Below are 24,255 nucleotides of genomic sequence, written 5' to 3'. Positions count from 1 at the left end.
ACTTTTGGCAGCAGGGAACCTTATGAACCTTATCCTCAAACATCTGAGTATGACACCCCTCCTTTTTCCAACACTTGGTAAATTCATTTCAAGCTTATCTCAAAAAGTTTGTCTGAACAGCACGTATTCTCTTGTGATTATTAAATTTTTATACATATATTGCTACATGCTGTAATTCAAGTCTACAATCCTCTTAGGAGGTGTTAAATGAAGCCGATATTTTATGAATCTACTCTTTTTGACATCAGCCGCAAGAAACAGATATATACCAGCATGCCTTCCAGCCACTATCATGATGCATATGAGATTCTGTATTTAATATCAGGAGATTTTTATTATTTTATAGGGGACAGAACATACCAGGTTGCGGGCGGAACACTGCTATTTATGGATATTCACGAAAGGCACAAGCTGGTTAATTCCGGCTGCAATATGTATGAACGGGTTACACTGCTGTTCAAGAAAGAATTCCTGCAGCATTTGTGTACCGGCGGTCAATGTGAGGAACTGCTCGAATTGTTCAAAAGTGATTACCGCGCTTTGAAGATGACCGGGAAGGATCAGTATTTCATTGAACAGCTTTTTCAGAAGATGATCCAGGAGGAGCAGAAGCAAGCCCGCGGCTATGAACAGTACCAACAAATTTTATTGGTGGAGTTGCTCATCAATCTTAATCGTAAACTGTTTGACAGCCTTGCAGCTCCATTGGTGGAATCCAATCGTGCACACAAGAAAGTTCTGGACATCGTTAATTATGTAAATCAACATTATATGGAACCGCTTAAGCTCTGTGAGATTTCACGGCAATTCGATATAAGCACTTCTTACCTTTGCCGAACCTTTAAAGAATCCACCGGGTTCAGCTTCATTGAATATATTAATAACATCCGTATTAAAGAAGCGCGTGATTTGCTGGTGGGCTCTTCGTTTAATGTTACTGAAATTGCAGGAATGGTGGGGTTTGATAACACCTCCCATTTCGGACGAACCTTCAAATTAATGATGGGCATCTCGCCGCTTTGCTTCCGCAAACAATTTAAATCTTAATATCAAAACCATTGGGATACCTATCATTAGAGAAAATAATGTGCCCAATCTCTCCCCGTCTATAGTATCGTACCCTGCCGACATAGTATAACGATAGAATATTAACATTCCGGTTAGTGAGATTCCCTCATATACTCATTCGCCATTATGGATACCTTTTGAAAAATACCCTTAATCGAGTAGGAGGGGGCGTCAAGCCCCCCTACCTCTCACACCACCGTACGTACCGTTCGGTATATGACGGTTCATTATTGGTATCCATTCTTCTCCTTATTACGTGCTTCACTCTTTTGATTCAAGGCAGTTATACACGGCTTTCGCTGTGGAATCGCAAATAATAGTGATTTATAGAATTTGACCACCCACCATCGTCCAGAGAACCTGAAATTCATCATCCAATAGGACCAGGTCGGCATCGAAACCAGAGGAAATTTCCCCCTTTTGTTGAAATCCAAGAATATTGGCCGGCGTAGTTGAAGCCATCTGTACGGCATCTATCAAGGGAATTCCGGTTTCGACGGTATAACGTAAGGCTTCATTCATGGTAACTGTACTGGAGGCCAGTGTTCCATCCTCCATTCTTGCAATGCCACCCGATACCGTGACATGATGGCCTCCAAATAGATAATTCCCATCGCCCATACCCATTGCTTGTAAAGCATCTGTGATCAAGACCATTCCTTCCGGTCCTTTCAGGTTATGCATCAGTCGAATAATAGCAGGATGCAGATGGACATTATCCACAATAGCTTGAAGACTTACATGTTTCTCTTCAAAAGCAGCCACGATCAGACCCGGATCTCGATGATGGATCGGCCGCATGCCATTAAAACAATGCGTGACATGACTCGCACCTGATGTAAAGGCTTGTTTGGCTTCCTCATATGTGGCATCCGAATGAGCGATCGCTATAACTACTCCCTGTTCTTTCAAAAAGGAAATCAAGTCCATTCCTCCCGGCAGCTCGGGAGCAATAGTAACCATCTTAATGAGTGACCCTGCTTCCTGGAAAATGATCTTCATTTCTTCTATGTTGGGATGCCGCAAATACTTTTCATTCTGCATTCCTTTTCGCTTCGGGTTCAGATACGGTCCCTCTAAGTGAATCCCTGCGATCTTTGCTCCCACTTCTTGTCCTATTACACGCTTGACACTACGAATCATTTCCAGAAGATCCTCCATCGTAGAACTAACAGATGTAGCCAGAAATGAGGTACACCCCGTTGAAGCACATTGACGTGAAACTTCTTGAATACTCTCTTCAGTACCGTCCATCATATCAAAGCCATTGGCACCGTGGATATGAACATCTATCATTCCAGGTACTAGCAAATGTCCTCTCCCATCAATCCGTTCATACTCTCCTTCTAGCGTAGGAAGATCACCTGTGTCTATCCTCATGATTTTCCCTTCAGAAATCCACACATTGGCTGATGGAACGATACGGTTGCGAAGTGCCATTTGTACATTATGCAAAATATAATACATAAAAACCCTCCTCTTCCCTATGGTTATCAGTCTTGCTTTCGAACCTCTTCATTTTCTTCCTGACACTCAATAACAGTGATGTTCTTCTGATCCAGAACTTCTCTGATCTCACTCGGGAGTTCCAGATTTGTGACTAAAATGTCAACGAAATCAAAGTCCAGCCGATGAATAGATTTGCCAATAAATTTTGTGTGATCGGCTACTACGATAACCTGATCAGATCTTCTGGCCATTTCTTTCTTTACCCGGGCATCTTCTTCATATGGATAATAGAGTCCATCAGACCGGATCGCCGATGCTCCAATGAAGGCTTTATCAGCACGAATTTCACTTAGTTTATCGATAATGGAAGAGCCATATAAAAAGCGGTGCTTTACATTCAAGTAACCACCGAGAATATAGATTTGAAGATCCTCTCGATTGGACAAGATCCCTACGTTATCAATCGAGTGCGTGACCACCGTGCAATTTTTTGCGCTAATTTGTTCCGCTACAAATTGCACCGTGGTTGATACGTCTAAAATCACAGTCTCATGGTCTTGGATAAGTTTTGCCCCAAACTTCCCTATTTTTTTCTTACTCTCGGATTCATCAATCAAACGATCCTGATAAGACAGCATTTCTTTCTGTAACTCAGGTAACGATAGCCCCCATGAGTTCGAATCACAACGCCTTCTTGTACTAATCTAACAATATCCCTTCGTGCAGTATCCCTTGATACTTCAAACAGCGTACATATATCTGTAACACTCATCGATTGGTGTTGTTTCAAGTATTCGAGTATTTTTAACAATCTTTCCTCTTGATACACAATACTCGCACCTCCTTTTAAGTAATTATAAGTGTAATTTTGAGTGTTTGCAAGTGATTATAAGTAAATCTTAAGTCAGTTCAAGTATTTATTCCTGACCGTTTAATAAAAATGACGTTAGCCAGATGAATTTACATCCGTTAACCTCTTCATAAGTTAAGATTTACTGCTAAGAAAATTTTTTTGATTTTTCAATACAAAAACCAGCCTTTTGATACAAATGAATTGCACCTTTATTCTTGTCTGACACATGTAAAGTCAATTGCTCAAACTCCGGATGATTATAAATGAAATCTTGAGCCCAACTAAGAACAAGCTGGCCAGTGCCTTGGTTTCGGCATGTCATATAAATAATGTAGATCCGATTCAAATAAGTTGGGTAGTTGAACCCTTTTTTCATAAAGACTTCTTGCATTTATTTGTTCTTCTTCTTTGAATTCAGTCCATTTCCTCATATGTCGAGTATCCAAGGTTTTAATTTGATAATTTGAGCCTGCATTACTTTGCATTTCATTGTGTTCCTTAAGCGTTTTCTGAATAAAGTGTTTAAGAACGCTCGGATCCGTATTCCTGAACGATGGTGTCCAGCGTCACTCCATCGACGCCACCACTGCCACCACTCGCCTTGACCTGTTTCCATGCTTCCCAAAGAATATCTTCTCGGTAAACCTTGTCATATAGCGCATGAAACCGACGTCTCGGATCTTCCTTGGCCGCCAGGTATAGTACGTTTTGAAGTTGAGGGTCTCCCTAGTTCCAGACCCAATTTTCTCCACATGCCGTTCCCCATACACCGGAGAGTTCTTCCGCGCTGCACTTCCAAAGGCTTCACGCGTTCCATGGCCTTCGCCCATATTTCCGAGACTCGGCTCTCTCTTGTCCTAAAAAAAAGGTTCTTTTTGACGATGCGGCAGGATTCACTTCATGTTACGGCCTGTAGATTTGCTCGCACTTCCGTGGAAGTTACTTTGTCACGGGGCTTCAACCTTAGAATTTCTCCACCAGTTGCCCGTCAGCTACGAGGCGACTTGGCTCTTACCTCGACCGGACTTTCACCGGTTAGTTGTGTCTAGCTTGGCTAGGCGCGCAAAATAAAAAAAGCAGCCCTGAAACCAGAGCTGCCATATCTTCATTATGGGTTAAACAATCACGTCTTCTATCCTGCTCAGTCTTACAATCATTTTTGACTACACATATTCTACAGACCGTTATTTGTAATTACCTCTTTGTACCAGTAGAAGCTCTTCTTGCGTTTTCTCTCCAACGTTCCGTTACCGTCATTGTCCTGATCGACGTAGATAAAGCCATATCTTTTTTCCATCTCGGAGGAGGAATAACTAATCAGATCAATAATGCCCCAACTGGTGTAACCCATCAATTCGACCCCGTCGAGAATAGCTTCATGCATCTGCTCCATATGGGAACGGAAATAATCGATCCGGTAATCATCCTGAATGCTGCCGTCTTCTTCAATCGTATCGACGGCTCCGATCCCATTTTCAACAATAAATAATGGCACTCCATAGCGACTATACAGCTCGTTCAGGGAAATACGCAGGCCTACCGGATCAATCTGCCAGCCCCAGTCATTGGTGTTCAGATAAGGGTTCTTTACACCCCCCGTGGTGTTACCGCTCACCTGCTCCAGTCTGTCCCCGTCGACACTCGATACAAGCGACATATAATAACTGAATGAAATAAAGTCCACCGTGTGCACTTTCAGAATCTCCTCGTCACCTTCCAGCATATCCAGTACGATCCCTTTTTCGGCAAACAATCTCTTCGTAAAGTATGGATACGCCCCACGGACTTGAACATCCGTAAACATGAGATTGAACTGATTGTCCCTGGAAGCCACCAATACATCTTCGGGATTACACGTATGGGCATATGTCGTCAACTTGGTAAGCATGCATCCGATCTGAGAACCGGGAATGATCTCATGACAATATTTCACCGCCAGGCTACTGGCCACAAATTGATGATGCAGCGCCTGATATACAGCTTGTTCCACGTTGTCAATACGATTTGGAACAATACCACCACTCGTAAACGGGTGACGAACGATGCTGTCAATCTCATTAAAGGTAATCCAGTATTTTACTTTCTCCTTATATCGATTAAACACCGTTTGGCAAAAGTGCACAAAATAATCGACCACTTTGCGATCCGTCCAGCCCCCATAATGATTAACCAGATACATCGGCATCTCATAATGAGATAACGTGATCAGTGGTTCAATGCCCTGCTTCAACATGCCATCAATAACACGATCATAAAATTGTAAACCGGCTTCATTTGGCTCCGTTTCATTCCCATTTGGGAAGATCCGTGTCCATGCAATGGACAAACGCAATGTTTTCAGACCCATTTCCCCAAACAAGGCCAGGTCTTCCTCGTAACGATGGTAGAAATCAATGCCCCTGCGTTTCGGATATTCTCTATCCGACGTTGATTCCATCGCTTCCTGGATCTGTTCTTCCGTAATCGCATTATGCTTTTTGTACTCACTCTTGGCCACACCTTTTCGATACATGGCGATATCCGCTGTAGACAGACCCTTGCCATCGACATTCCAGGCGCCTTCCGCCTGATTGGCTGCAATGGCTCCTCCCCATAAAAAACCTTCCGGGAACGTTCTTGTTATATTGGTCATTGTGTATTCCTCCTTGATTGGTCCAATCTTAATTGCGACTCATTACACGATTGATATGAATAATCAGGTACATCATTTCTTCGCTAGAAATCGTATGTTCGAAGCGGGCTTCAATATACTCTTTGATCAGCAGCACGCATTCTTCTTCCTGCGGATATTTGCTCGCGATCTGGTCAAACAGCTCATGATCCTGCGTATTTAACGTTTTATGCTCAAACAGTCGCTGAATGAAGAACTGCAAATGGGTTAAAAAGCGGGAATAGTTAATGCTGTGTGTATCCAGCTCCACCTGATAATGAATTTTAATAATATTGAGAACATCCTTGACCGTGTTGGTCATCAGCATGACCTGATTCATATTGTCATCATTCTGCTGAGCATTGACGAGATGAAAGGCGATATTGGCCGCTTCCTCTTCAGGCAGAGATAGACCAATCTGATTGTGAATGAGAGACAGACCATGCATGCCAATGCTGAATTCCTGTGGATAGAACTTCTTCACTTCCCACAGCATGCGATTCTGGATGGTCATATTGTCCCTGAACCGTTTAGTCGCCATATACAGGTGATCCGTCAATGAGACGTAGAGATGATCACTCAGATGTCGGGACAAGGTGTGCTTGGCATAAGAAATGATCTCGTCAGCCAGAATCAGATATTCTTTTGGCGTTTCCTTCATTAGAGCGGTGAGATCCGAAGAGATTGTTTCATTTTCAAGCACATATACCTTTTCAATCTCGTCGTCACTCACGATATCTCCAGGTTTGCTCTTGAAGCCGATGCCCTTCCCCATCACAATAATTTCCTTATCATCCTCACCACGTCTGGCGAGAACAACGCTCGAATTCAGTATTTTCACGACTTCCATATCCGGCTGCCTGCCTCTCATTCATATTTCGACGGTTATAACACTGTAATTAATGGTTTCTCCGGTCCCGTCATTGGTGATGATTCATTACCCAATACCTCCAGATAATCGGAGGAATTGGTCACGATTACAGGGGTCGTGGTGTCATAACCTGCGGCTTGTATTGCCGTAAGATCAAACTCCATCAGAAGTTGGCCATGGGAGATCTGTTCTCCTTCGCTTACCTTTACGTCAAAATGCTGCCCTTTCAATTTCACAGTATCCAGTCCTACATGAATCAGTAGTTCCACTCCATCCACCGATCTCAACCCAATGGAATGTTTGGTACGAAATACCGTCTCAACGGTTCCATCAAACGGAGCAAACACTTTGCCAACACTCGGCTGGATGGCCATTCCTTGTCCCATCGCTTCTTGGGAGAAAGCCTCATCCTTTACTTCTCTTAAGGGAAGTACTGTACCCTCCAGTGGCGCAAAAACCATTTTTTTGGATTTGATTCCAGCCGAAGGCTTGATCTCAGGTTTTTCTTCCACTTTTGCTACCGAAGAGTCAGTTGCTGGAACTGCTGCGGGAACAACATCCTGAAATCCAATGACATACACTGCAATAAACGCAATAACAGCGGAGATCAGCATGGTAATAAGGGCATAGATAATGTTCATGTTGTCTTCACTGATAAACATAGGCATGGATGCAATCCCTGGTCCTACGGCTGCATACGCCTTGAGATTCACAATCCCTGCGAACAATCCCCGATGCCAGCACCGATCATGCATGCAAACAGCGTTTTTTTGAGTCTTAAATGTACTCCGTACAAAGCTGGTTCCGTGATTCCAAATACCCCGGAGATGCCCGCAGACAGTGCGACTTGTTTAAGCTTCACATCCTTGGTTTTGAACGATACCGCCAGCGCTCCAGCTCCCTGCGCCATATTAGATGCCAGCATGGCGACCAGGACCAGTGTCTCGTAACCAGGTGAAGCAAGTGCTGCAAAAATAATCGGATAAAACACTTTGTGCATGCCGAACATCACAATTAAAGGCATAAGAATCGCCATAATGACAACAGTCAACCAGCCAATTTTGTCCTGAATCCAATAGATCAGGTTGGACATGCCTGTTCCGAGATACATACCCAGTGGACCAAGCACAATCAGTGCGATTGGAGCAACAATCAGAATGACAATCAACGGTTTAAGGAATATCTTAACGGGTCCTGGTGAGACCTTGTCGGCAAAACGTTCGATATAGGACATAAACCAGACTGTTAAAATAATAGGTACAACCGATGATGCATATTGAACAGAAGCCACAGGCAATCCGATAAAGGATACCGGATCTTCACCGCCAAGCAATCCAATCATATTGGGATGCAGCATGATTCCCGCGAACAGGACAGCTACAAAAGGGTTGGTCTTAAATTTATTTGCACTGGAATAGGCCAGCAGGACCGGAAGAAAATAAAAGGCCGCATCCGACATAACACTCAAAACGGTATACGTCTGGCTTTCTTTCGACATTAGTCCGGTCACGGTTGCCAAAAGCAGCAGCGCCTTCAACATGCCTGAAGCAGCAATGGCCGGAATAATCGGCTGGAAGATGCCTGCAATTACACTGGCAAAGGTGTTGAACAGACCTTTGGGACTGTAATCCGCTTTTTTCTTTTCCTGAACCTCACTGGATTGTTGGGTATCCATCATCTTGGCAAGTTCGTTATAGACATATCCGACATCATTGCCGATGATTACCTGGTATTGCCCGCCACTGTTCACTGCGCCGATGACGCCATCCAGGTTTTTGATTTCGGCCGTTTTCGCTACATCGGGATTCTTCAAAGTAAGTCTGAGCCTGGTGGAGCAATGAATTGCCGTGTTGATATTATCATTGCCACCAACCAGCTCCATAATCGATTGGGCTAATTTCTTGTGATTCATGGTGCACCTCCGCCTTTTTTTCTGCTGGGAACAAAAAAAGACCTAAATAGGGTAGGAAAAGGACTCTTCCCACCCAATCTAGGTCTTGCCTGCCGAACAGTAACACGCCATCGTTGGATGAACATTATTCAATTATATATACGAAAAGAATATGAATAGTTGAACTTCATCGTACTGAAAAAGAATACATCTGAAAACGATTTTCTAGTTATACCCGGGTAAGTTTAAACCATTAAGCGTTTTCAGACACAGTATATCAGCTCTTTTTATGCAGTGCAAGCGTTTCAGCAAAAATAATGATTTCTTCATCTCTAGTGATATAATGATGGCATAACGAAAGGAATGACGTGTGGATATGGAATTCAGACAACTTCAATATACGCTGCAAATCGCGTCAGAGCGAAACTTCTCCCGGGCAGCCGAGAAGCTGCACATCGCCCAGCCTTCTTTAAGTCAGCAGCTATCCAAACTTGAAAAGGAACTGGGCGTACTGCTATTCCAACGTAATACCAGCAGCGTGGAGCTGACCCATGCAGGGGTGACTTTTGTAGAGCAGGCACAAAAAATCATTGATGCCGTCGAGCTGCTTAGACAGGAAATGTCGGACATTTCCCAGCTGCGTAAAGGTAAAGTCGTTGTAGGCAGCATGCCGATCACTGGCTCCCACCTACTTCCGCATGTGCTTCCCGCATTCCAGCAAGCCTATCCCGAGATTGAAGTAACCTTGTTGGAAGACTCCGGGCTTACACTTGAAAAGTTGACGGCTAGTGGCAAGGCTGACTTAAGCCTGCTCTCTCTCCCATTGCAGGAGCCAAGCCTATCTTATGTAACGATTGGTGAAGAGCGAATTGATCTGGCTGTTCCCCAAATCACCCTTTGGCACGCAGAGGAGATCCGAAACATCCGCTCCCAGTAAGGATGGAAGAGCTTCGCGATGAACCCTTTGTTGTACTGAAGAAAGGACAGGGCTTCCGCAAACTTACATTTGATCTGTGTGAGGAAGCCGGGTTTGATCCCAATGTGGTGTTTGAGAGCACGAACATCGAGACGCTACAGTCACTAGTCGCTACAGGTATGGGTATTACGCTGGTTCCGCGCTTTATTGCCCGTGCTCCCCGCAGTGAATTCGTGCCCGTATATGTCCCGCTGGCCGAACCAACCCCCAGTCGTACCCTTGTAGTTGCATACCGCCAAGGACGGGTTCTCTCCAAAGCCGCGGAGGCATTCATTCATACGTTTCAACAAACGGTTGCCGAACTCTCTCAAGGAGAATAATTGGAACGATCACCGTATTGGCTGCCACCCATGCACTAAAATAAACAAAGGCTTGACCCATAAGGGCCAAGCCTTTGTTCTATACTCGTCTCCCGCATCCGCAGGATAAAGTTCTTACATGGGATTAGCAATACATCGTTACAGTACCATGTTGCTGATATCATTATTGAAATGTTAACGTAAAAACGTACATATGAGAATTTCAAGTTTGGCGGTTTATTTTCGCAAATTCCGTTCACTCGTTAGCCTGTTCTGTTGATTCACAAGGCGGCCTTCATCCTGAACAGATTGTTCAGGGGTGATAGCCCTCCTGCCCCATTCTCTAAGAATGGCCTTAAGTGATCTACCCTAGTGTTTTCCTGTTCCAGTCTCCTGAGCGTATCTTTCACATGGTTGTCCATTTGATTGATCATCCTCCTTGGTGACGGGATAGTTATCATTACCCGCCTCCCGGATCACGAAACACTTTACTGGAAAATTACAAATTTTATTTGCTGCCAAAATAAATGCCAGGTCTGCGGTCTTCAAACACCGGAATGCGGCCGCGAACCTCATCCACCAGCGAAGGGCGGATAAATCCAGTCACGATCTCTTCTCCTTCTCCACCTTCAGCCACTATTTCACCCCACGGATCAATAATGAGGGAATGTCCGAAAAATTCGGTTTCTCCGCTTTTTCCTACACGGTTGCACGCAATGACGTACATCTGATTCTCGATCGCCCTTGCTGTTAATAATGTCCGCCAGTGGTTCAAACGAGGATTCGGCCATTCAGCGGGTACGATTAATGCTTTGGCCCCGTTCAAGGCAAGCGTGCGAGCCAGCTCGGGAAAACGAATATCGTAACAGATTGAAGCTCCTGCGGTAAGACCATTCTCGAGCTCGAATATTTCCGGTTCTGCACCAGGCTGCAAATACTTCTCTTCATCCATCAGGCGGAACAAATGTAATTTATCATAACGTGTTACCTGATTTCCTTCGCTATTATAGGCATACATTGTATTGTAAATTTGGCCGTCACGTTTCTCCGCAATAGAACCGCCGACGATAGAAATTCGATGTTTTTGGGCAAAAGCCGCAAGCCATTCCCTTGATTTCTGTCCTTCCGGGTCAGCAAGCTCATGAATTTGTTCTAATGCATAGCCCGTATTCCACATTTCGGGCAGTACAGCCAGACCCAGATCGGGATACTGTTCTACCGCTCGTTCAAGTAAAAACTGCATATGCTTATGGTTGGCCTCAGGATCTCCGAGCTGAATATCGCCCTGAATCAGGGCCACACGCATTTCCCCATGTTGTTGCTCTGTCATGATAAGCACTCCTCTGAACCGTAATACCTGTAATCATAGCTTGATCATCCAAACGTCTGCAACCTGTTTTCAAGATGAACTCCTACGTAACAACTCGGGCAACAAAGTCAACAATCGGTTGTTGGTCATAGCATCGCCCAAGTTCCATGTGAGTTCTTCCACTCCGTACACCTGCCCCTTCTTTACAGCCGAAAGAGCTCTCCAGCTTGAACTTTGCATCAACTTCTCTGTGGCCTGCCTTGCAACGCTCTCTTCAGGAAGCAATACAAATATATGGTCGCCCGCATACTGGCGAACCGCTTCAGATGATATCTGCTTATAGGCTCTGCCCGCTGCGAGCGCTTCCTTCACTTTCGTAACCGGTCTGAACCCATCAGATGGTATAACAGCGAAGCCAGTCCGATAATACCCATGACAAACAATCGTGCACCCCGATGGCAATAATACTGCCGTATTTCGTATACCCTTTTTCATTTCTATTTCTCGAGTTACCCTAACCTCAATGGACAAACTGAAATACCTCATTTCACTTTTGTACAATAACTTAACTATTGGCTCCATCCAAGTATTCATGAAGTGTTTTCCCCTATACAGCTCGGGATTGACGTGATAAATTAATGAGAACTATATTGCCATCTTTAATAACCGGAGTGATGTATAGCATGACTAATCTGCCTAACCTATCGAGTCGTTCAGCCTTTACCATACCTACATCCGATGTAATGACACAGCTTCCAACACAATTTTTTGCTACCCTTGTTCAAAATGTAAACCGCGAAATTGCAAGTGGTCACGACGTAATCAATTTGGGTCAGGGGAACCCGGATACACCTACACCGCCCCACATTGTTAAAGCACTGCAAGAGTCAGCAGAGAACCCGCTCTATCATAAATATTCACCTTTTAGCGGGCATGCTTTCCTCAAGGAAGCTGTTGCAAAACGTTACAAGGAAGATTACAACGTGGACCTGGACCCGGAAACGGAAGTTGCGATATTGTTTGGAGGAAAAACAGGTTTAGTCCAGTTGCCTCAAGTCTTGCTCAATCCAGGTGATGTATGTCTCGTGCCCGATCCAGGTTACCCGGATTATTGGTCCGGTGTCGCACTGGCGAAAGCGCACATGTCTTTTATGCCCCTACTGGAGTCCAATGCATTCCTGCCTGATTATGAAGCAATCTCTATCGAAGATCGGGAAAAGGCCAAGCTGATGTTCCTGAACTATCCCAACAATCCAACATCGGCCACCGCCTCGCTTTCCTTCTATGAAGATACGGTAGAGTTCGCCATTCAAAATAAAATCGTCGTAGCCAGTGACTTCGCCTATGGTGCGATCGGATTTGATGGACATCGGCCAGTGAGCTTTTTGCAGGCACCAGGTGCCAAAGAAGTGGGCATTGAGTTCTATACGTTATCCAAAACGTACAACATGGCGGGTTGGCGTGTCGGTTTCGCCCTGGGCAACGCGGAAATTATCTCCAAAATTAATCTGCTGCAGGATCATATCTACGTGAGTCTCTTCGGAGGCATCCAGGCCGCTGCTGCGGTAGCACTGACCTCTTCTCAGGAATGTGTCACTTCGCTGGTTGCACGCTATGAATCACGTCGAGACGCTTTCTATGACGCACTCTCATCCATCGGCTGGCAGGCTACCAAATCAGGTGGTTCCTTCTTCAGTTGGCTGCCTGTTCCCGCTGGCTTTACTTCGGCGTCCTTTGCAGATGTGTTACTGCGTGAAGCAAAGGTCGCGGTCGCACCGGGTATTGGTTTCGGTTCACATGGTGAGGGCTATGTGCGTGCAGGACTGCTAAGTGATGAAGATCGATTAAGGGAAGCTGCGCAGCGGATTGGCAAGCTGAATTTATTCAAGTAATTTACAGGTGTATAACCCCTTTGCATCTGCCAAGTTTCCATGGTATGTTATAAGGAAATATTGAACGAAACGTGATGACGGGACCAGTACGAGAGGATCAGCCGCGCCCAGAGAGTAAATTCCATCGGGCTGCAAGAATTTACCGCGGCTTCTCTCCGAACCCTACCCCTGAGCGGCCTGTGATGCACAGGACAGTGCCTTCTGTTACAGGGCATGAAGCCGGATGATCCAATCATCAATAAAGGTGGTACCGCGGAAGTAACGAACTTTCGTCCTTTTTAATTAAAAGGGCGGGAGTTTTTTTGTACCCAACGGTCTGCTCCAGGGTCAATCATTAATATTGTTTAAGGAAGTGAAAACATGACCTCACGTATTGTAGTTAAGATCGGAAGCAGTTCGCTTACTACGGAAGAAGGCGGGCTCGATCGCAGTGCCATTACATTTTTTGCTGGAGAAATTGCTGCCTTGGCTGAACAAGGCCATGAGGTTCTTCTGGTCACTTCGGGAGCGGTAGCTGCCGGATTCCGGGAGATCGGTTACCCCCAGCGTCCCAAGCAGCTGCATGAAAAACAAGCCGCAGCGGCTGTTGGGCAAGCTTTGCTGATGCAGGCATATCAACAGGCTTTTGCAGCGCACCGCGTTACTACAGCACAAATTCTGCTCACCCGTACTGACTTTCACAGCCGAAAACGTATGGGTAACGCGGGGATGACCGTGGAAGAGCTGCTCAAGCAGCGCGTCATTCCAATCTTTAACGAGAATGATACCGTATCTGTTGATGAATTGAAGTTTGGAGATAACGATCTTCTGTCTGCTTTGGTGGCAAATCTGGTCAAGGCACAACATTTGGTCATTCTTACAGATACCAACGGCCTCTACACGGCTGATCCACGCAAAGATCCAGCTGCCGTACGTTATGACCGTATCCCGGAAATTACAGCAGAAATCTATGCCTATGCCGGCGGTTCAGGATCATCTGTAGGCACGGGTGGGATGCGATCCAAGGTCGATGCAGCCAAAGTGGCAACACGTGGAGGTGTGCCTGTCTTTGTGGGCAGTGTGAAGGAACCTGGAGATATGCAAAAAGCAGTTGATGGGACCGGAAAAGGAACGTATTTCGAGACTCGTCTTGCCGCTCTCTCTCGTAAAAAGCAATGGCTTGGTTTCATGTCTACACCGCTCGGTACCGTGGTTGTGGATAATGGTGCCGAAGAAGCACTGGTCCATGGTGGTCATAGTCTCCTTCCTGTAGGCGTCAAGCGCGTACTGGGCACCTTCCACGCCGGAGACGTTGTAGAGGTACTCGGTATGGATGATACCCTGCTCGGTCGTGGCATTGTCAATTATGATGATGACCAGTTGCGGCTCATTGCAGGACTGCCAAGTGGCGAAGTGATGAAGCAGTTGAACAGCATCCATCGACTTGAGGTTATTCACCGGGACGAGTGGATTACGTTAAAATAGACACTTTTATATATGGGAGGAATTTATGATGAGTGAAGTCAGAGAAAAAGCGAGCAAGGCCCAAGCCGTGGTTCCGCAGTTGAATCGACTAAGCACAGAACAAAAAAATAGCGCGCTGCTGGTCATGGCAGACGCATTGATTGACCAAGCGGATTCCATTATTGCAGCAAACGCGGATGATCTGGAACGTGGCAGACAGCAAGGTACCCCAGAATCGATGCTAGATCGCCTCGCTCTGAACAAAGATCGTATCGCCGGCATCGCTGAAGGGCTGCGTCAGATTGTAAACCTGCAGGACCCTGTCGGCGAAGTGCTTGAGACATTCACTCGTCCAAACGAATTGCATGTTGAAAAATTAAGAGTGCCTATCGGTCTGATTGGCATCATCTATGAGGCCCGTCCAAATGTTACAGTAGATGCAGCCGGACTCTGCCTCAAAACAGGCAATGCTGTACTTCTGCGAGGCGGCTCCTCTGCCCTCTCCTCTAATCGCAAAATTGTGGAGGTGCTTCATCAGGCACTGGCAAAAACAGACATGCCCGCTGACGCCTTGCAGCTTGTTGAGGATGCAGACCGCTCCTCCGTGGACGAAATGCTCAAGTTGAACGGACTGCTGGACGTCATCATCCCGCGCGGCGGGGCTTCACTGATCCGCAATGTGGTCGCCAATGCAACAGTGCCTGTGATCGAAACCGGCGCAGGTATCTGTCATACCTATGTGGATGAATCTGCCGATCCGGTCATGGCAGCGGAGATTGCTATTAATGCCAAGGCACAGCGTCCATCCGTGTGCAACTCCATGGAAACCTTGTTGCTGCACGCTGCTTACGCGGAGGAGCATCTGCCGACTCTGGCCGAACAACTTCGTGAGGCAAATGTCTTGTTGAAGGGTTGTGACACGGTACGTCGTCTGGTTCCCTCTGCCCTTCCTGTGACGGAAGAAGATTATGCGACAGAGTATAATGATTATATTTTAAATATCCGTGTGGTTCAGAATCTGGATGAAGCGATGCAGCATATCGCACGTTATGGCACGAAGCATTCAGAGTGTATTGTCACCCGGGATACCACTCATGCAGAACGTTTCTTACATGATGTAGATGCAGCCGCTGTATACCATAATGCTTCCACACGTTTCACAGACGGATTTGAATTCGGCTATGGAGCTGAAATTGGGATCAGTACCCAGAAGCTGCATGCTCGTGGACCTATGGGTCTGCCTGCACTGACGTCAACCAAATATCGTATTACTGGCAATGGACAAATCCGGCAATAATTTCGCAGCTACAGTTATATAGGAGGAACGATAAATATGAGTCAAGAACAACAGACGTTATTACAACAGAAGATTACTTTTCACGGAGCAGGTGCGATGGCTGAAGCTATCGTGCGGGGATTGATCTCCCGCTTTGTCGTACGTTCTCAGGATATTACGATGCTGAACCGCAGCAACCAGAAACGTCAGGAGGAGCTCAGTACCCGTTATGCCGTACATACCGGAACGGCTGCACAATCGCTGGATCATCTCGCCGCTTCTCCAGTTATTGTACTCTGTATGAAACCGAAGGATGCTGCCGCAGCGCTGCGTGAACTTGGGCCGCTCCTGTCACCGGATCAATTAATCGTCTCCGTTATTGCTGGATTATCGATCCGTACGATGCAGACGCTCCTCGGGCGCAAGCAACCGATCGCACGCACCATGCCGAATACATCCAGTACAATTGGGCTTGGCGCTACCGGACTTGCCTTCTCTGAAGAGATTACGGATGAACAACGCAGTACAGTCATGACGATGTTTGAAGCTGTTGGAATTGTGACTATCGTGCCTGAAGATAAACTCGAAGTGCTCACAGGTATTTCCGGAAGTGGTCCGGCTTATGTATACTATTTGATGGAGGCCATGATTGCCGCAGGTATTCGTGGCGGCTTGTCCAGCCAGCAATCCCGTGACCTGACAGTTCAGACTGTGCTGGGTGCATCACGTATGGTGCAGCAAACCGGCATGGAGCCGATGAAACTTCGTAGTGATGTAACCTCCCCCGGAGGCGCAACCCAGGCAGCACTAAAAACGCTGGACGAGGGAGATTTCTTTGAAAATGTAATCGCAGCCGTCAACCGCTGTGCAGAGCGCTCACGGGAGATGGGAGCTGCTTTGGAAGGGGATTTAAAATGAATAACATGTGCACAGCCACATATCGTCTGCATGATGATCGTGCAGACTTCCGCAAGAAGGCTGAGTCCATTGCTGTCGGCATGACCGTTGGCAGTTGGACCGAATTGCCTCAGGCTAAGCGTGAGGCGATGCAGAAACATTTGGGCGAAGTCATCAGTGTAGAGATACATGAGGCTGAGGGCATTGCCCCCGGCGAACGTTACGCCGATATTACCATTGGTTATCCTGATGTGAATTTCAGCCGTGATATTCCTGCCCTGCTCGTGACGGTCTTTGGCAAAATTTCAATGGATGGACGCATCAAATTGACCCGACTTGGATTCTCGGACGGCTTCCTCAGCGCATTCCCCGGTCCCAAGTTTGGACTGAATGGTGTTCGTGATCTGTTGGGCGTACACGATCGTCCACTGTTGATGAGCATTTTTAAATCAGTCATTGGGTTGGATGCAGAGGAGCTGCGGGAACAGTTTATACGCCAGGCCCTTGGTGGAGTAGATTTGATTAAGGACGATGAAATTCTGTTTGAGAACAAGCTGACTCCGATCGAAAAAAGAGTCGAGGTTTGCATGAAAGCTGCCGAACAGGCACGCAAGGAGACGGGCAAAAAACTGCTCTATGCGGCGAATTTGACCGGACCTACATCACGCCTGAAACAACAGGCTGAACGCGCGATAGGTGCGGGAGCCAATGCACTGTTGTTCAATGTATTGTCTTACGGATATGACGTGCTGCATGAACTTAGCAGTGATCCGGACATCAACGTACCAATTATGGCTCATCCTGCTCTTGCAGGTGCACTGTATCCTTCACCACATTACGGTATCTCGGCATCCGTCCTGTTGGGACAACTGATGCGACTTGCCGGAGCGGATCTGGTGCTCTTCCCTTCCCCTTACGGATCGGTAACGATGCCGAAAGAAGAGAATATGGCCATTACAGAACAATTGCTGTCACCTGAACTTCCGGTCAGAGCCAGCATGCCTGTGCCTTCAGCAGGTATACACCCCGGGCTTGTACCGCTTATTCTGCGAGACTTCGGCACCGATGTCATCGTTAATGCAGGCGGAGGCATTCATGGGCATCCTGTGGGTACGGAGGCAGGCGGACGGGCATTCTTACAGGCTATTGAAGCAGCCCAGAGCTCCATTCCACTGGCACAGTATGCTGCCGAACATCCAGAACTGAAAAGTGCACTGGATTTGTGGGGTGGCGAACGATGAGAAGTGATAAAAAAACGGTCATTTTCTGTGATTTTGATGGCACCATCACCCTTTCGGACAATATTGTAGCGATTATGAAGCATTTTAAGCCTGAAGGTATTGAAGCGATTATGAAAGATACGATTGAACAGCGAATTTCCCTCCGTGAAGGTGTTGGAGCGATGTTCGCACTGTTGCCTTCTTCACAGAAAGACGAGATTGAGGAATTTGTACTTGGACAGGCTGGGATCCGAGAAGGGTTCAGCGAATTTCTTGCATACGTTCGAGACGAGGGCATTGAATTCAATGTCACCAGCGGCGGAATGGACTTTTTTATCGCGCCTTTGCTTGCTCCATTTGATATTCCAAAGGATCACATTTATTGCAACGGGGCGGATTTCACAGATGAATTCATCCGTATTGAATGGCCTAATCCATGTCAGCCTCCTTGTGAGAACGGTTGCGGCATGTGTAAAACGACGGTAATTCGTACATTCCCTGAAGAACAATATAATCGTATCCTTATTGGCGACAGTTTGACTGATTTTGAAGGTGCCAAAATCGCCGATCTCGTCTATTCCCGTTCCATCCTGACGGATAAGTGTATCGAACTCGGTGTAGATCATGTCCCATTCATGACCTTTTACGATATTATGGAAGATATGAAACAGAAGCAAACACAAGGAGTGCTGTAAAGATGGGTTTTGAAAAGATTACATTGGAACACAAACGCCAGGTGCTTGAAGAGCTGGCTGATATCAAAGCGCTGTTTGCCAGCCGTAACTGGTTCCCAGGTACAAGTGGCAACCTGTCGATGCGTGTGGGCGACTTCGACCCGGAGCAATTTTACTTTGCGGTTACAGCTTCGGGCAAAGACAAATCTCTCCGCACACCGGAAGATTTTCTGTTTGTGGACAAGCATGGCAAAGCCATTGAGACCACAACCCTGAAGCCGAGCGCTGAAACGTTGATTCACTGCGAAATCTATCGTTTAACCGGCTGTGGCGCCGTGTTCCATGTGCATACCGTATTTAACAACCTGATCAGTGAGTTCTTTGGAGCAGATGGACACGTACCGATTCAAGGAATCGAATTGATCAAAGCTTTTAACATCTGGGAAGAAAATGCGGAGATTCGTGTACCGATTCTGCCTAACTTCGCGGATATTTCATCCATCGCTGAATTGGTACCAGATGTACTTGATACTAATGTGCCAGGGATTTTGCTGCGTAATCACGGTATTTATGCGTGGGGTAAAGATGCTTTTGAAGCGAAACGTCATCTGGAAGCGTTCGAGTTCCTGTTCGAAGTGATGTACCGTCAACTTCTACTAAAGGGCGCTACGAAATAGAAATTATTCCATTCAAAATTAAGGCTGCACAACCAAAAACACGCCGAGGCTGGTTTACATAGCCCCTGGCGTGTTTTTAGTTTATAGAAAATTCCCGTTTTCCAATACCGTTTGTGTACAGCTGCGAATGAATCCTACAGTCGATCATCCCGATCTTTAAATAAAAAGAGGCTGTCTGCTCCCTCCTCATTCCGATGAACCGCACTATTCGTACTCGCCCCACGCTGCTTGCCGAACAACAGCTTCAGACCACCAAAAATGAGCAGTAAGGACACAATGACGGTGTTCACATACGAACGAATCTCGTACGTCATAAATACATTGGGGAACATCTCATTCAGCTGTGGAATGACCAATCGGATGACCAGATAATACAGACCCAACGCTGCAATACCGAATCCAATCAGTCGTTGGTGACGGGCCCAGTCCTTAAAAATGGGCTGATCGGTCAGCGGTTCACGGCCGTAACGACTCGAGCACTGGAGCCCGTCAAAGAAACTATAGAACCAGATCAACGGGATCATAAACAAAAATACCGATAAGCGAAGCAGGTCCAGAATATAAATGCTGCCAAGAAACAGGAACATCAATTGCATGCCTCTTTTTGCAGTCCCAGATACAGATGACCCGCACCCGGAAAAGCTGATAACAGCGTTGCAAGCACTTTACTGCGTCGTCCCGATGCCCTGCCCATCTCCAGTTCCTCGAACAAGGTCCGATCCTGCAACACCTCACCTGCCTGCTTGCGATGGACGTGCTGTACTGCATCAAACATGCAGTACACCCAAATGACAGGCAGAATGAGCAAGAACATCAGAAATACGGATTCATTCGTAATGGAAGCTACAAAAACCATCATGGCAAATGAACCGAAGAACGCAATCAGGAACGATAATCCGCGATGTAACAATCCGAGATGGAGATGTCCCAGACCTGGAACAAACGAAAGCAAAATCGTGAAGAATCGTTCGCTATCACTACCTTTTCGATAGAGCGGTTGACCATACTGCCCTTGGGGATGCCATACTCACTGCCTTGATGCTGATGTATTCCTTCTTGGTCCATTTCCATCTGTCCCAAGTGGCCTTCCTGATCAGCGTATTCTCCTTGGTATGCCGCCCCCGATGTGGTCCACTGTAATGTGCGCCATATCCATGGTAGCGGGCATCACTTGGAGATGGCGCACGGAGCAGAACGATAATCATATCCAGCATGCTGACACACCAGAAGAATATGGCACCCAAGGCCCCGAGAATCATTAATTCCCTTTCTCTCACCAGCATGGCCAGCATAAACGAACCAACAGCTGTCCCAAAAAAGAGTAATGGATAGATTACAGCTCTGGCAGGCCGACCCCAGTACAGAAAACCAAGACCCGGTATCAGGTTTAATAGGAATGCAAGTAATTTGTTACGATCTGATTGCACAGTCGTCATCCTTTCTTTTCAGGCAATGCGAAACAATTTATGGTCTAGGCTTGAAGTGATCCAGCCAGGAAGTGGCTGCTTCCGTCCATTTTTCCGTAAATGACCCCCTGTGATCACCGTCCTGGAACTTATGATAAGGCGCTACCTTGTCAAACAGTCCCGAGGAGAGGAAGATTAACGTCAGACAAGCCGCTACCGCATAATGAAATACCTTGTGATCCATCCAGAGCCGGCTTCGTCCTGAACGCGATTTGCGCTTTGGCTTGGAGGGTTGCATATCCTTAATTTGATTCATGACCGAATCGGCGAAGCCTGCCGGGTCCTTCAGTTGTGGCAACTCCCGATGAATGCCGAGTGCTTCGAGATAGTTGTACATAGCTTCTGGAACGTCCATAAGCACTTGTTCCATCATAGTTGCCTCGTTTGCTGTCATTCGGCCTTCAATATAATCAGTCCATTCCTGGACGGTATACATCCTTTTATTCCTCACGCCACTCATCCTCCTTCCAATGATTTCGAATCCACTGCCGGGCACGATACAGACGGGACTCCACGGTTTTCACTGCCACCTGTGCATCACGGGCAATCTGCTCATAATTTTTTTCGCTTAAGTAATACGCAGTAATAATGTCCCTGTGCTGGGCAGGCAGCTGGTTGATTCGCTCGCGCAACTTCTCCTGACGCTCTTCACGCACGAGGCGGGCAAGAACATCTTCTTCGAGACCGGGCATGTTCATTATTTTTTCTTCTCCGCCCAGATCCTCAGCGCTTCGTCTGCCCAGCTTGCGTTTGGCATCAATGGCTTTGTGAAAAGCAATTCGGGTTAACCACGTTTTGAAACCTTCGGATCGGTAATCGGGGAGAGATTTAACCATTTGAATGAACGCCTCCTGCGCTGCATCCTGTGCTTCCTGATCGTTCCGCAATACGGAATAGGCCACATGGTACACATGCTGGCTGTACTTTTCGATCAACAAGCGCATCTGGGATGTATCGCCTTGACGGATTTGTTCGATTAAGCGCGCTTCATCAATGACTCTCCCCTCCTCTCCACTACAATAGACGACAACTTGTTTGTTGACCCCTGCGTATTCATTCAATTTTTTATAAAAAGGTTGTGCATTGCCTGAAAAGGTCAGTTTCTTCGGGAATTTAACATGTCTAAATTAACATCTCTATAATCTAAAAAAACAGGCTCAGAATATCTTCTGGCCTGTTTTTGATTTATTCTGAATGAAGTTGTTGTCTAATCTAACATTGGTGTTAACGTCCTCCGTTACGAAACCGCAGCGTATATGCCTTGGCGTCCTGCACATTCTTCACGCGGTTACGGCTCCATTCAAGCAGAATTCGGTCGATATACCGGAAATGGACTTTACCAGCAAACACCGCTTCCTTCAATGCCATGAGAATCAGTTCCTCCTGATAGCGATCCTGATCCAACCAGCTGGATATAGTCTCGCATTCCATCGGGGAAAGCGGGCGGCCAAATTCTTTTTCAAAAATAGAGAACATGTTTCGTTCTTCCTCTTCTTTTTGAACACTGTTCGAATCCGGGCGCAATGCATTACTGTCCAGCTGCTGCTTACGCGCAACGGCCATATCCTCTGCTGTACATCCTGCCAGCTTGGCATATAATCCATGCAGATCATAACGTTCATATTGAATGTCACGCTCTTCATCCCGATGCTCGTCAATGTGAATGTACCCGTCTCTCATGAGACGTTGCAGCATTCTGGCGATGCCTTCAGGCGCAAGACCCATACGGGTAGCAAGCTCTTCAAGCGTTGGAAACTCATTGAATTCGACTTGCCGGAATCCAAACAATTGAATCAGCAGAAGCACCTCTGCGTCACTTAACCCCAGCTGATGATAATAGCGCAATAAAGCATATGGGAGCTGCGCTGTCCCTGATGCCATACCGTAAGCTACTCCATTCAACCAGGCTTTGGAGCCGGTTTCTTCCATGGACTCACGGTTAAGCATTAAGGGTACAGACGATAGAGCATACGTGGGAATGCAATTGTCTCACGTACGTGATCCAATCCACAGATCCATGCTACCGTCCGCTCCAATCCCAGACCGAAGCCGGAGTGAGGAACCGATCCATATTTACGCAAGTCCAGATACCACTGATATGCCTCTTCCGACAATTGATGCTCATCAAAGCGCTGCTGCATCAGTTCCGGATCATCGATACGCTGGGAACCACCAATGATCTCTCCGTATCCTTCTGGTGCGATCATGTCTGCACAGAGGACCACTTCAGGACGATTTGGATCAGGTTTCATGTAAAACGCCTTGATTCCAGCCGGATAATGTGTGATAAAGACCGGTGTATCATATTTCTCGGCAATTGCCGTTTCATGCGGAGCACCGAAGTCTTCTCCCCAAGGAATATCGAAGCCTTGTCCATTCAGGAACTCAATCGCTTCATCATACGTAATGCGCGGGAACGGAGCAACAATGTTCTCAAGCTTGGATACATCACGTCCGATGGACTCCAGTTCAGCACGGCAGTTTTTCAGAACCGTTTGAACGACGTGAGCAATAAACTTCTCTTGCACCCGCAGGCTCTCCTCGTGATCCACAAAAGCCATCTCCGGCTCAATCATCCAGAACTCGATCAGGTGACGACGTGTTTTGGATTTCTCAGCACGGAATGTAGGGCCGAAGGAATACACTTTACCCAGTGCCATCGCCGCAGCTTCCATATAGAGCTGTCCACTTTGTGTCAGGTAAGCATCTTCATCAAAGTATTTGATGTGGAACAAGTTCGTTGTTCCTTCAGCAGATGAAGGGGTAAGAATCGGAGGATCAACCTGTGTGAATCCGTTACCATCAAAGAACTGCTGAACAGCGCGGATAATCTCCGCACGAATAACCATAATCGCACGTTGTTTCGTCGAACGCAGCCATAGATGGCGATGATCCATCAGGAAGTCTACCCCATGCTCTTTCGGAGTAATTGGATAATTTTCAGTCAGATGGATAATTTCCACGCCAGTAACCGTCATCTCATAACCAGATGCACTGCGTGGCTCTTCGCGGATAATACCTGTAACATACAATGAACTTTCTTGAGTCAGGCTCTTGGCAGCATTCCAGATATCTTCGCTGACTTCACTCTTAACCACTACCCCTTGAATATATCCGGTTCCATCACGCAGTTGCAAAAATTGAATTTTGCCGCTGGAACGTTTGTTGTTAATCCAGGCGCCGATCTTAACCGTCTCGCCCACATGCTCACTCACATTACGAATTACACAATCCGTACTCATGCACATATCTCTCCTTGGAATCCTGAATTTGAAAATGCAGCGGGCAGGCATATGCCTGTCCCCTGCACTTCCTTGTCATGCTATATTCACTTTACAATTAGA

At 46.6% G+C, this 24,255-nt stretch carries 25 protein-coding genes and 1 pseudogene; 9 read left to right on the top strand and 17 right to left on the bottom strand.

The window, feature by feature from the left end:
- The first annotated feature begins 207 nt into the window (after positions 1-207).
- Positions 208-1,047 carry an AraC family transcriptional regulator gene (locus tag ACTWJ7_RS15275; protein WP_301877491.1) on the top strand — a complete coding sequence of 280 codons (840 nt, stop codon included), beginning with the start codon at positions 208-210 and terminating at the stop codon, positions 1,045-1,047.
- Positions 1,048-1,392: 345 nt separating this feature from the next.
- Here ACTWJ7_RS15275 and nagA read toward each other — a convergent pair whose 3' ends face one another.
- The 8 genes from nagA to ACTWJ7_RS15235 form a co-directional block, all read right to left on the bottom strand.
- Entirely contained in the window at positions 1,393-2,535 is a 1,143-nt protein-coding gene (nagA, locus tag ACTWJ7_RS15270; RefSeq protein ID WP_301877492.1) for an N-acetylglucosamine-6-phosphate deacetylase, read from the bottom strand.
- Between the two features lie 26 nt (positions 2,536-2,561).
- On the bottom strand, positions 2,562-3,155 hold the full coding sequence (locus ACTWJ7_RS15265) for a DeoR/GlpR family DNA-binding transcription regulator (protein ID WP_443145589.1): 594 nt from the start codon (positions 3,153-3,155) through the stop codon (positions 2,562-2,564).
- Entirely contained in the window at positions 3,131-3,289 is a 159-nt protein-coding gene (locus tag ACTWJ7_RS15260) for a DeoR family transcriptional regulator (RefSeq protein ID WP_443146379.1), read from the bottom strand. The genes ACTWJ7_RS15265 and ACTWJ7_RS15260 overlap by 25 nt, the downstream gene beginning before the upstream one ends.
- Before the next feature lie 226 nt (positions 3,290-3,515).
- Positions 3,516-3,761 (bottom strand): GNAT family N-acetyltransferase, encoded by a 246-nt coding sequence (locus ACTWJ7_RS15255; RefSeq protein ID WP_301877494.1) that lies wholly within the window; start codon positions 3,759-3,761, stop codon positions 3,516-3,518.
- Positions 3,762-4,544: 783 nt separating this feature from the next.
- Positions 4,545-6,002: a glycoside hydrolase family 1 protein gene (locus tag ACTWJ7_RS15250; protein ID WP_079349369.1), complete on the bottom strand. Its 1,458-nt coding sequence runs from the start codon at positions 6,000-6,002 to the stop codon at positions 4,545-4,547.
- 28 nt (positions 6,003-6,030) lie between these two features.
- Positions 6,031-6,870, bottom strand: a complete 840-nt coding sequence (gene licT / locus ACTWJ7_RS15245; protein WP_079349370.1) for a BglG family transcription antiterminator LicT — start codon at positions 6,868-6,870, stop codon at positions 6,031-6,033.
- 35 nt (positions 6,871-6,905) lie between these two features.
- Positions 6,906-7,604: a glucose PTS transporter subunit IIA gene (locus ACTWJ7_RS15240; RefSeq protein ID WP_443145588.1), complete on the bottom strand. Its 699-nt coding sequence runs from the start codon at positions 7,602-7,604 to the stop codon at positions 6,906-6,908.
- Positions 7,601-8,803 carry a PTS transporter subunit EIIC gene (locus ACTWJ7_RS15235; RefSeq protein WP_443145587.1) on the bottom strand — a complete coding sequence of 401 codons (1,203 nt, stop codon included), beginning with the start codon at positions 8,801-8,803 and terminating at the stop codon, positions 7,601-7,603. Before ACTWJ7_RS15235 ends, ACTWJ7_RS15240 begins: the two co-directional genes overlap by 4 nt.
- 355 nt (positions 8,804-9,158) lie before the next feature.
- On the opposite strand from ACTWJ7_RS15235, the pseudogene ACTWJ7_RS15230 reads away from it, so the two are divergent.
- Positions 9,159-10,078, top strand: a pseudogene (locus ACTWJ7_RS15230) (LysR family transcriptional regulator).
- A 487-nt stretch (positions 10,079-10,565) separates the two neighbouring features.
- On the opposite strand, the gene ACTWJ7_RS15225 reads toward ACTWJ7_RS15230, so the two are convergent.
- Complete coding sequence (locus tag ACTWJ7_RS15225; protein WP_301877497.1) at positions 10,566-11,387, bottom strand: carbon-nitrogen family hydrolase; 822 nt, start codon at positions 11,385-11,387, stop codon at positions 10,566-10,568.
- 69 nt (positions 11,388-11,456) lie between these two features.
- Positions 11,457-11,960 carry an ABC transporter substrate-binding protein gene (locus ACTWJ7_RS15220; protein WP_301877500.1) on the bottom strand — a complete coding sequence of 168 codons (504 nt, stop codon included), beginning with the start codon at positions 11,958-11,960 and terminating at the stop codon, positions 11,457-11,459.
- Between the two features lie 89 nt (positions 11,961-12,049).
- Between ACTWJ7_RS15220 and ACTWJ7_RS15215 the strand changes: the two genes are divergently transcribed.
- The 7 genes from ACTWJ7_RS15215 (at position 12,050) to ACTWJ7_RS15185 (ending at position 19,445) form a co-directional block, all read left to right on the top strand.
- Positions 12,050-13,258 (top strand): pyridoxal phosphate-dependent aminotransferase, encoded by a 1,209-nt coding sequence (locus ACTWJ7_RS15215; protein ID WP_301877501.1) that lies wholly within the window; start codon positions 12,050-12,052, stop codon positions 13,256-13,258.
- A 360-nt stretch (positions 13,259-13,618) separates the two neighbouring features.
- Entirely contained in the window at positions 13,619-14,722 is a 1,104-nt protein-coding gene (gene proB, locus ACTWJ7_RS15210; protein WP_024630606.1) for a glutamate 5-kinase, read from the top strand.
- A gap of 28 nt (positions 14,723-14,750) precedes the next feature.
- Complete coding sequence (locus tag ACTWJ7_RS15205) at positions 14,751-15,998, top strand: glutamate-5-semialdehyde dehydrogenase (protein ID WP_301878396.1); 1,248 nt, start codon at positions 14,751-14,753, stop codon at positions 15,996-15,998.
- Positions 15,999-16,034: 36 nt separating this feature from the next.
- Positions 16,035-16,895, top strand: a complete 861-nt coding sequence (gene proC, locus ACTWJ7_RS15200) for a pyrroline-5-carboxylate reductase (protein WP_301877502.1) — start codon at positions 16,035-16,037, stop codon at positions 16,893-16,895.
- Complete coding sequence (locus ACTWJ7_RS15195; RefSeq protein ID WP_301877505.1) at positions 16,892-18,115, top strand: 2,3-diketo-5-methylthiopentyl-1-phosphate enolase; 1,224 nt, start codon at positions 16,892-16,894, stop codon at positions 18,113-18,115. The genes proC and ACTWJ7_RS15195 overlap by 4 nt, the downstream gene beginning before the upstream one ends.
- Complete coding sequence (locus ACTWJ7_RS15190) at positions 18,112-18,789, top strand: 2-hydroxy-3-keto-5-methylthiopentenyl-1-phosphate phosphatase (protein ID WP_301877506.1); 678 nt, start codon at positions 18,112-18,114, stop codon at positions 18,787-18,789. The genes ACTWJ7_RS15195 and ACTWJ7_RS15190 overlap by 4 nt, the downstream gene beginning before the upstream one ends.
- Before the next feature lie 2 nt (positions 18,790-18,791).
- Positions 18,792-19,445 (top strand): methylthioribulose 1-phosphate dehydratase, encoded by a 654-nt coding sequence (locus tag ACTWJ7_RS15185; RefSeq protein WP_301877509.1) that lies wholly within the window; start codon positions 18,792-18,794, stop codon positions 19,443-19,445.
- Between the two features lie 134 nt (positions 19,446-19,579).
- Here the strand turns inward: ACTWJ7_RS15185 and ACTWJ7_RS15180 are convergent, their stop codons facing one another.
- From ACTWJ7_RS15180 to asnS, 7 genes are all read right to left on the bottom strand, one after another.
- Complete coding sequence (locus ACTWJ7_RS15180; RefSeq protein WP_443145586.1) at positions 19,580-20,035, bottom strand: hypothetical protein; 456 nt, start codon at positions 20,033-20,035, stop codon at positions 19,580-19,582.
- Positions 20,032-20,397: a hypothetical protein gene (locus ACTWJ7_RS15175; RefSeq protein ID WP_443145585.1), complete on the bottom strand. Its 366-nt coding sequence runs from the start codon at positions 20,395-20,397 to the stop codon at positions 20,032-20,034. Before ACTWJ7_RS15175 ends, ACTWJ7_RS15180 begins: the two co-directional genes overlap by 4 nt.
- Positions 20,398-20,422: 25 nt before the next feature.
- Positions 20,423-20,872, bottom strand: a complete 450-nt coding sequence (locus ACTWJ7_RS15170) for a hypothetical protein (RefSeq protein ID WP_443145584.1) — start codon at positions 20,870-20,872, stop codon at positions 20,423-20,425.
- A 37-nt stretch (positions 20,873-20,909) separates the two neighbouring features.
- Positions 20,910-21,362 carry a hypothetical protein gene (locus tag ACTWJ7_RS15165; protein WP_301877511.1) on the bottom strand — a complete coding sequence of 151 codons (453 nt, stop codon included), beginning with the start codon at positions 21,360-21,362 and terminating at the stop codon, positions 20,910-20,912.
- Positions 21,352-21,855 (bottom strand): RNA polymerase sigma factor, encoded by a 504-nt coding sequence (locus ACTWJ7_RS15160; RefSeq protein ID WP_301877512.1) that lies wholly within the window; start codon positions 21,853-21,855, stop codon positions 21,352-21,354. Before ACTWJ7_RS15160 ends, ACTWJ7_RS15165 begins: the two co-directional genes overlap by 11 nt.
- A 280-nt stretch (positions 21,856-22,135) precedes the next feature.
- Complete coding sequence (locus ACTWJ7_RS15155; protein WP_079349386.1) at positions 22,136-22,840, bottom strand: DnaD domain-containing protein; 705 nt, start codon at positions 22,838-22,840, stop codon at positions 22,136-22,138.
- Positions 22,841-22,857: 17 nt separating this feature from the next.
- Positions 22,858-24,153, bottom strand: a complete 1,296-nt coding sequence (gene asnS / locus ACTWJ7_RS15150; protein ID WP_053780723.1) for an asparagine--tRNA ligase — start codon at positions 24,151-24,153, stop codon at positions 22,858-22,860.
- Positions 24,154-24,255: the final 102 nt, after the last annotated feature.

It is taken from the genome of Paenibacillus sp. 1A_MP2 (assembly GCF_052244825.1).
GTDB classification, from domain to species: domain Bacteria; phylum Bacillota; class Bacilli; order Paenibacillales; family Paenibacillaceae; genus Paenibacillus; species Paenibacillus vandeheii.
Note: the sequence above shows the minus strand (reverse complement) of the source record. Positions and strands in the feature narration are given on the sequence as shown.

Excerpts from the sequence above, each read along its gene's own strand:
- ACTWJ7_RS15275 (WP_301877491.1), top strand. The coding sequence starts at position 208 with ATGAAGCCGATATTTTATGAATCTACTCTTTTTGACATCAGCCGCAAG.
- nagA (WP_301877492.1), bottom strand. The coding sequence starts at position 2,535 with ATGTATTATATTTTGCATAATGTACAAATGGCACTTCGCAACCGTATC.
- ACTWJ7_RS15265 (WP_443145589.1), bottom strand. The coding sequence starts at position 3,155 with ATGCTGTCTTATCAGGATCGTTTGATTGATGAATCCGAGAGTAAGAAA.
- ACTWJ7_RS15260 (WP_443146379.1), bottom strand. The coding sequence starts at position 3,289 with ATGAGTGTTACAGATATATGTACGCTGTTTGAAGTATCAAGGGATACT.
- ACTWJ7_RS15255 (WP_301877494.1), bottom strand. The coding sequence starts at position 3,761 with ATGCAAGAAGTCTTTATGAAAAAAGGGTTCAACTACCCAACTTATTTG.
- ACTWJ7_RS15250 (WP_079349369.1), bottom strand. The coding sequence starts at position 6,002 with ATGACCAATATAACAAGAACGTTCCCGGAAGGTTTTTTATGGGGAGGA.
- licT (WP_079349370.1), bottom strand. The coding sequence starts at position 6,870 with ATGGAAGTCGTGAAAATACTGAATTCGAGCGTTGTTCTCGCCAGACGT.
- ACTWJ7_RS15235 (WP_443145587.1), bottom strand. The coding sequence starts at position 8,803 with ATGAATCACAAGAAATTAGCCCAATCGATTATGGAGCTGGTTGGTGGC.
- ACTWJ7_RS15225 (WP_301877497.1), bottom strand. The coding sequence starts at position 11,387 with ATGACAGAGCAACAACATGGGGAAATGCGTGTGGCCCTGATTCAGGGC.
- ACTWJ7_RS15220 (WP_301877500.1), bottom strand. The coding sequence starts at position 11,960 with ATGAATACTTGGATGGAGCCAATAGTTAAGTTATTGTACAAAAGTGAA.
- ACTWJ7_RS15215 (WP_301877501.1), top strand. The coding sequence starts at position 12,050 with ATGACTAATCTGCCTAACCTATCGAGTCGTTCAGCCTTTACCATACCT.
- proB (WP_024630606.1), top strand. The coding sequence starts at position 13,619 with ATGACCTCACGTATTGTAGTTAAGATCGGAAGCAGTTCGCTTACTACG.
- ACTWJ7_RS15205 (WP_301878396.1), top strand. The coding sequence starts at position 14,751 with ATGAGTGAAGTCAGAGAAAAAGCGAGCAAGGCCCAAGCCGTGGTTCCG.
- proC (WP_301877502.1), top strand. The coding sequence starts at position 16,035 with ATGAGTCAAGAACAACAGACGTTATTACAACAGAAGATTACTTTTCAC.
- ACTWJ7_RS15195 (WP_301877505.1), top strand. The coding sequence starts at position 16,892 with ATGAATAACATGTGCACAGCCACATATCGTCTGCATGATGATCGTGCA.
- ACTWJ7_RS15190 (WP_301877506.1), top strand. The coding sequence starts at position 18,112 with ATGAGAAGTGATAAAAAAACGGTCATTTTCTGTGATTTTGATGGCACC.
- ACTWJ7_RS15185 (WP_301877509.1), top strand. The coding sequence starts at position 18,792 with ATGGGTTTTGAAAAGATTACATTGGAACACAAACGCCAGGTGCTTGAA.
- ACTWJ7_RS15160 (WP_301877512.1), bottom strand. The coding sequence starts at position 21,855 with ATGCGCTTGTTGATCGAAAAGTACAGCCAGCATGTGTACCATGTGGCC.
- ACTWJ7_RS15155 (WP_079349386.1), bottom strand. The coding sequence starts at position 22,840 with ATGGAAGAAACCGGCTCCAAAGCCTGGTTGAATGGAGTAGCTTACGGT.
- asnS (WP_053780723.1), bottom strand. The coding sequence starts at position 24,153 with ATGAGTACGGATTGTGTAATTCGTAATGTGAGTGAGCATGTGGGCGAG.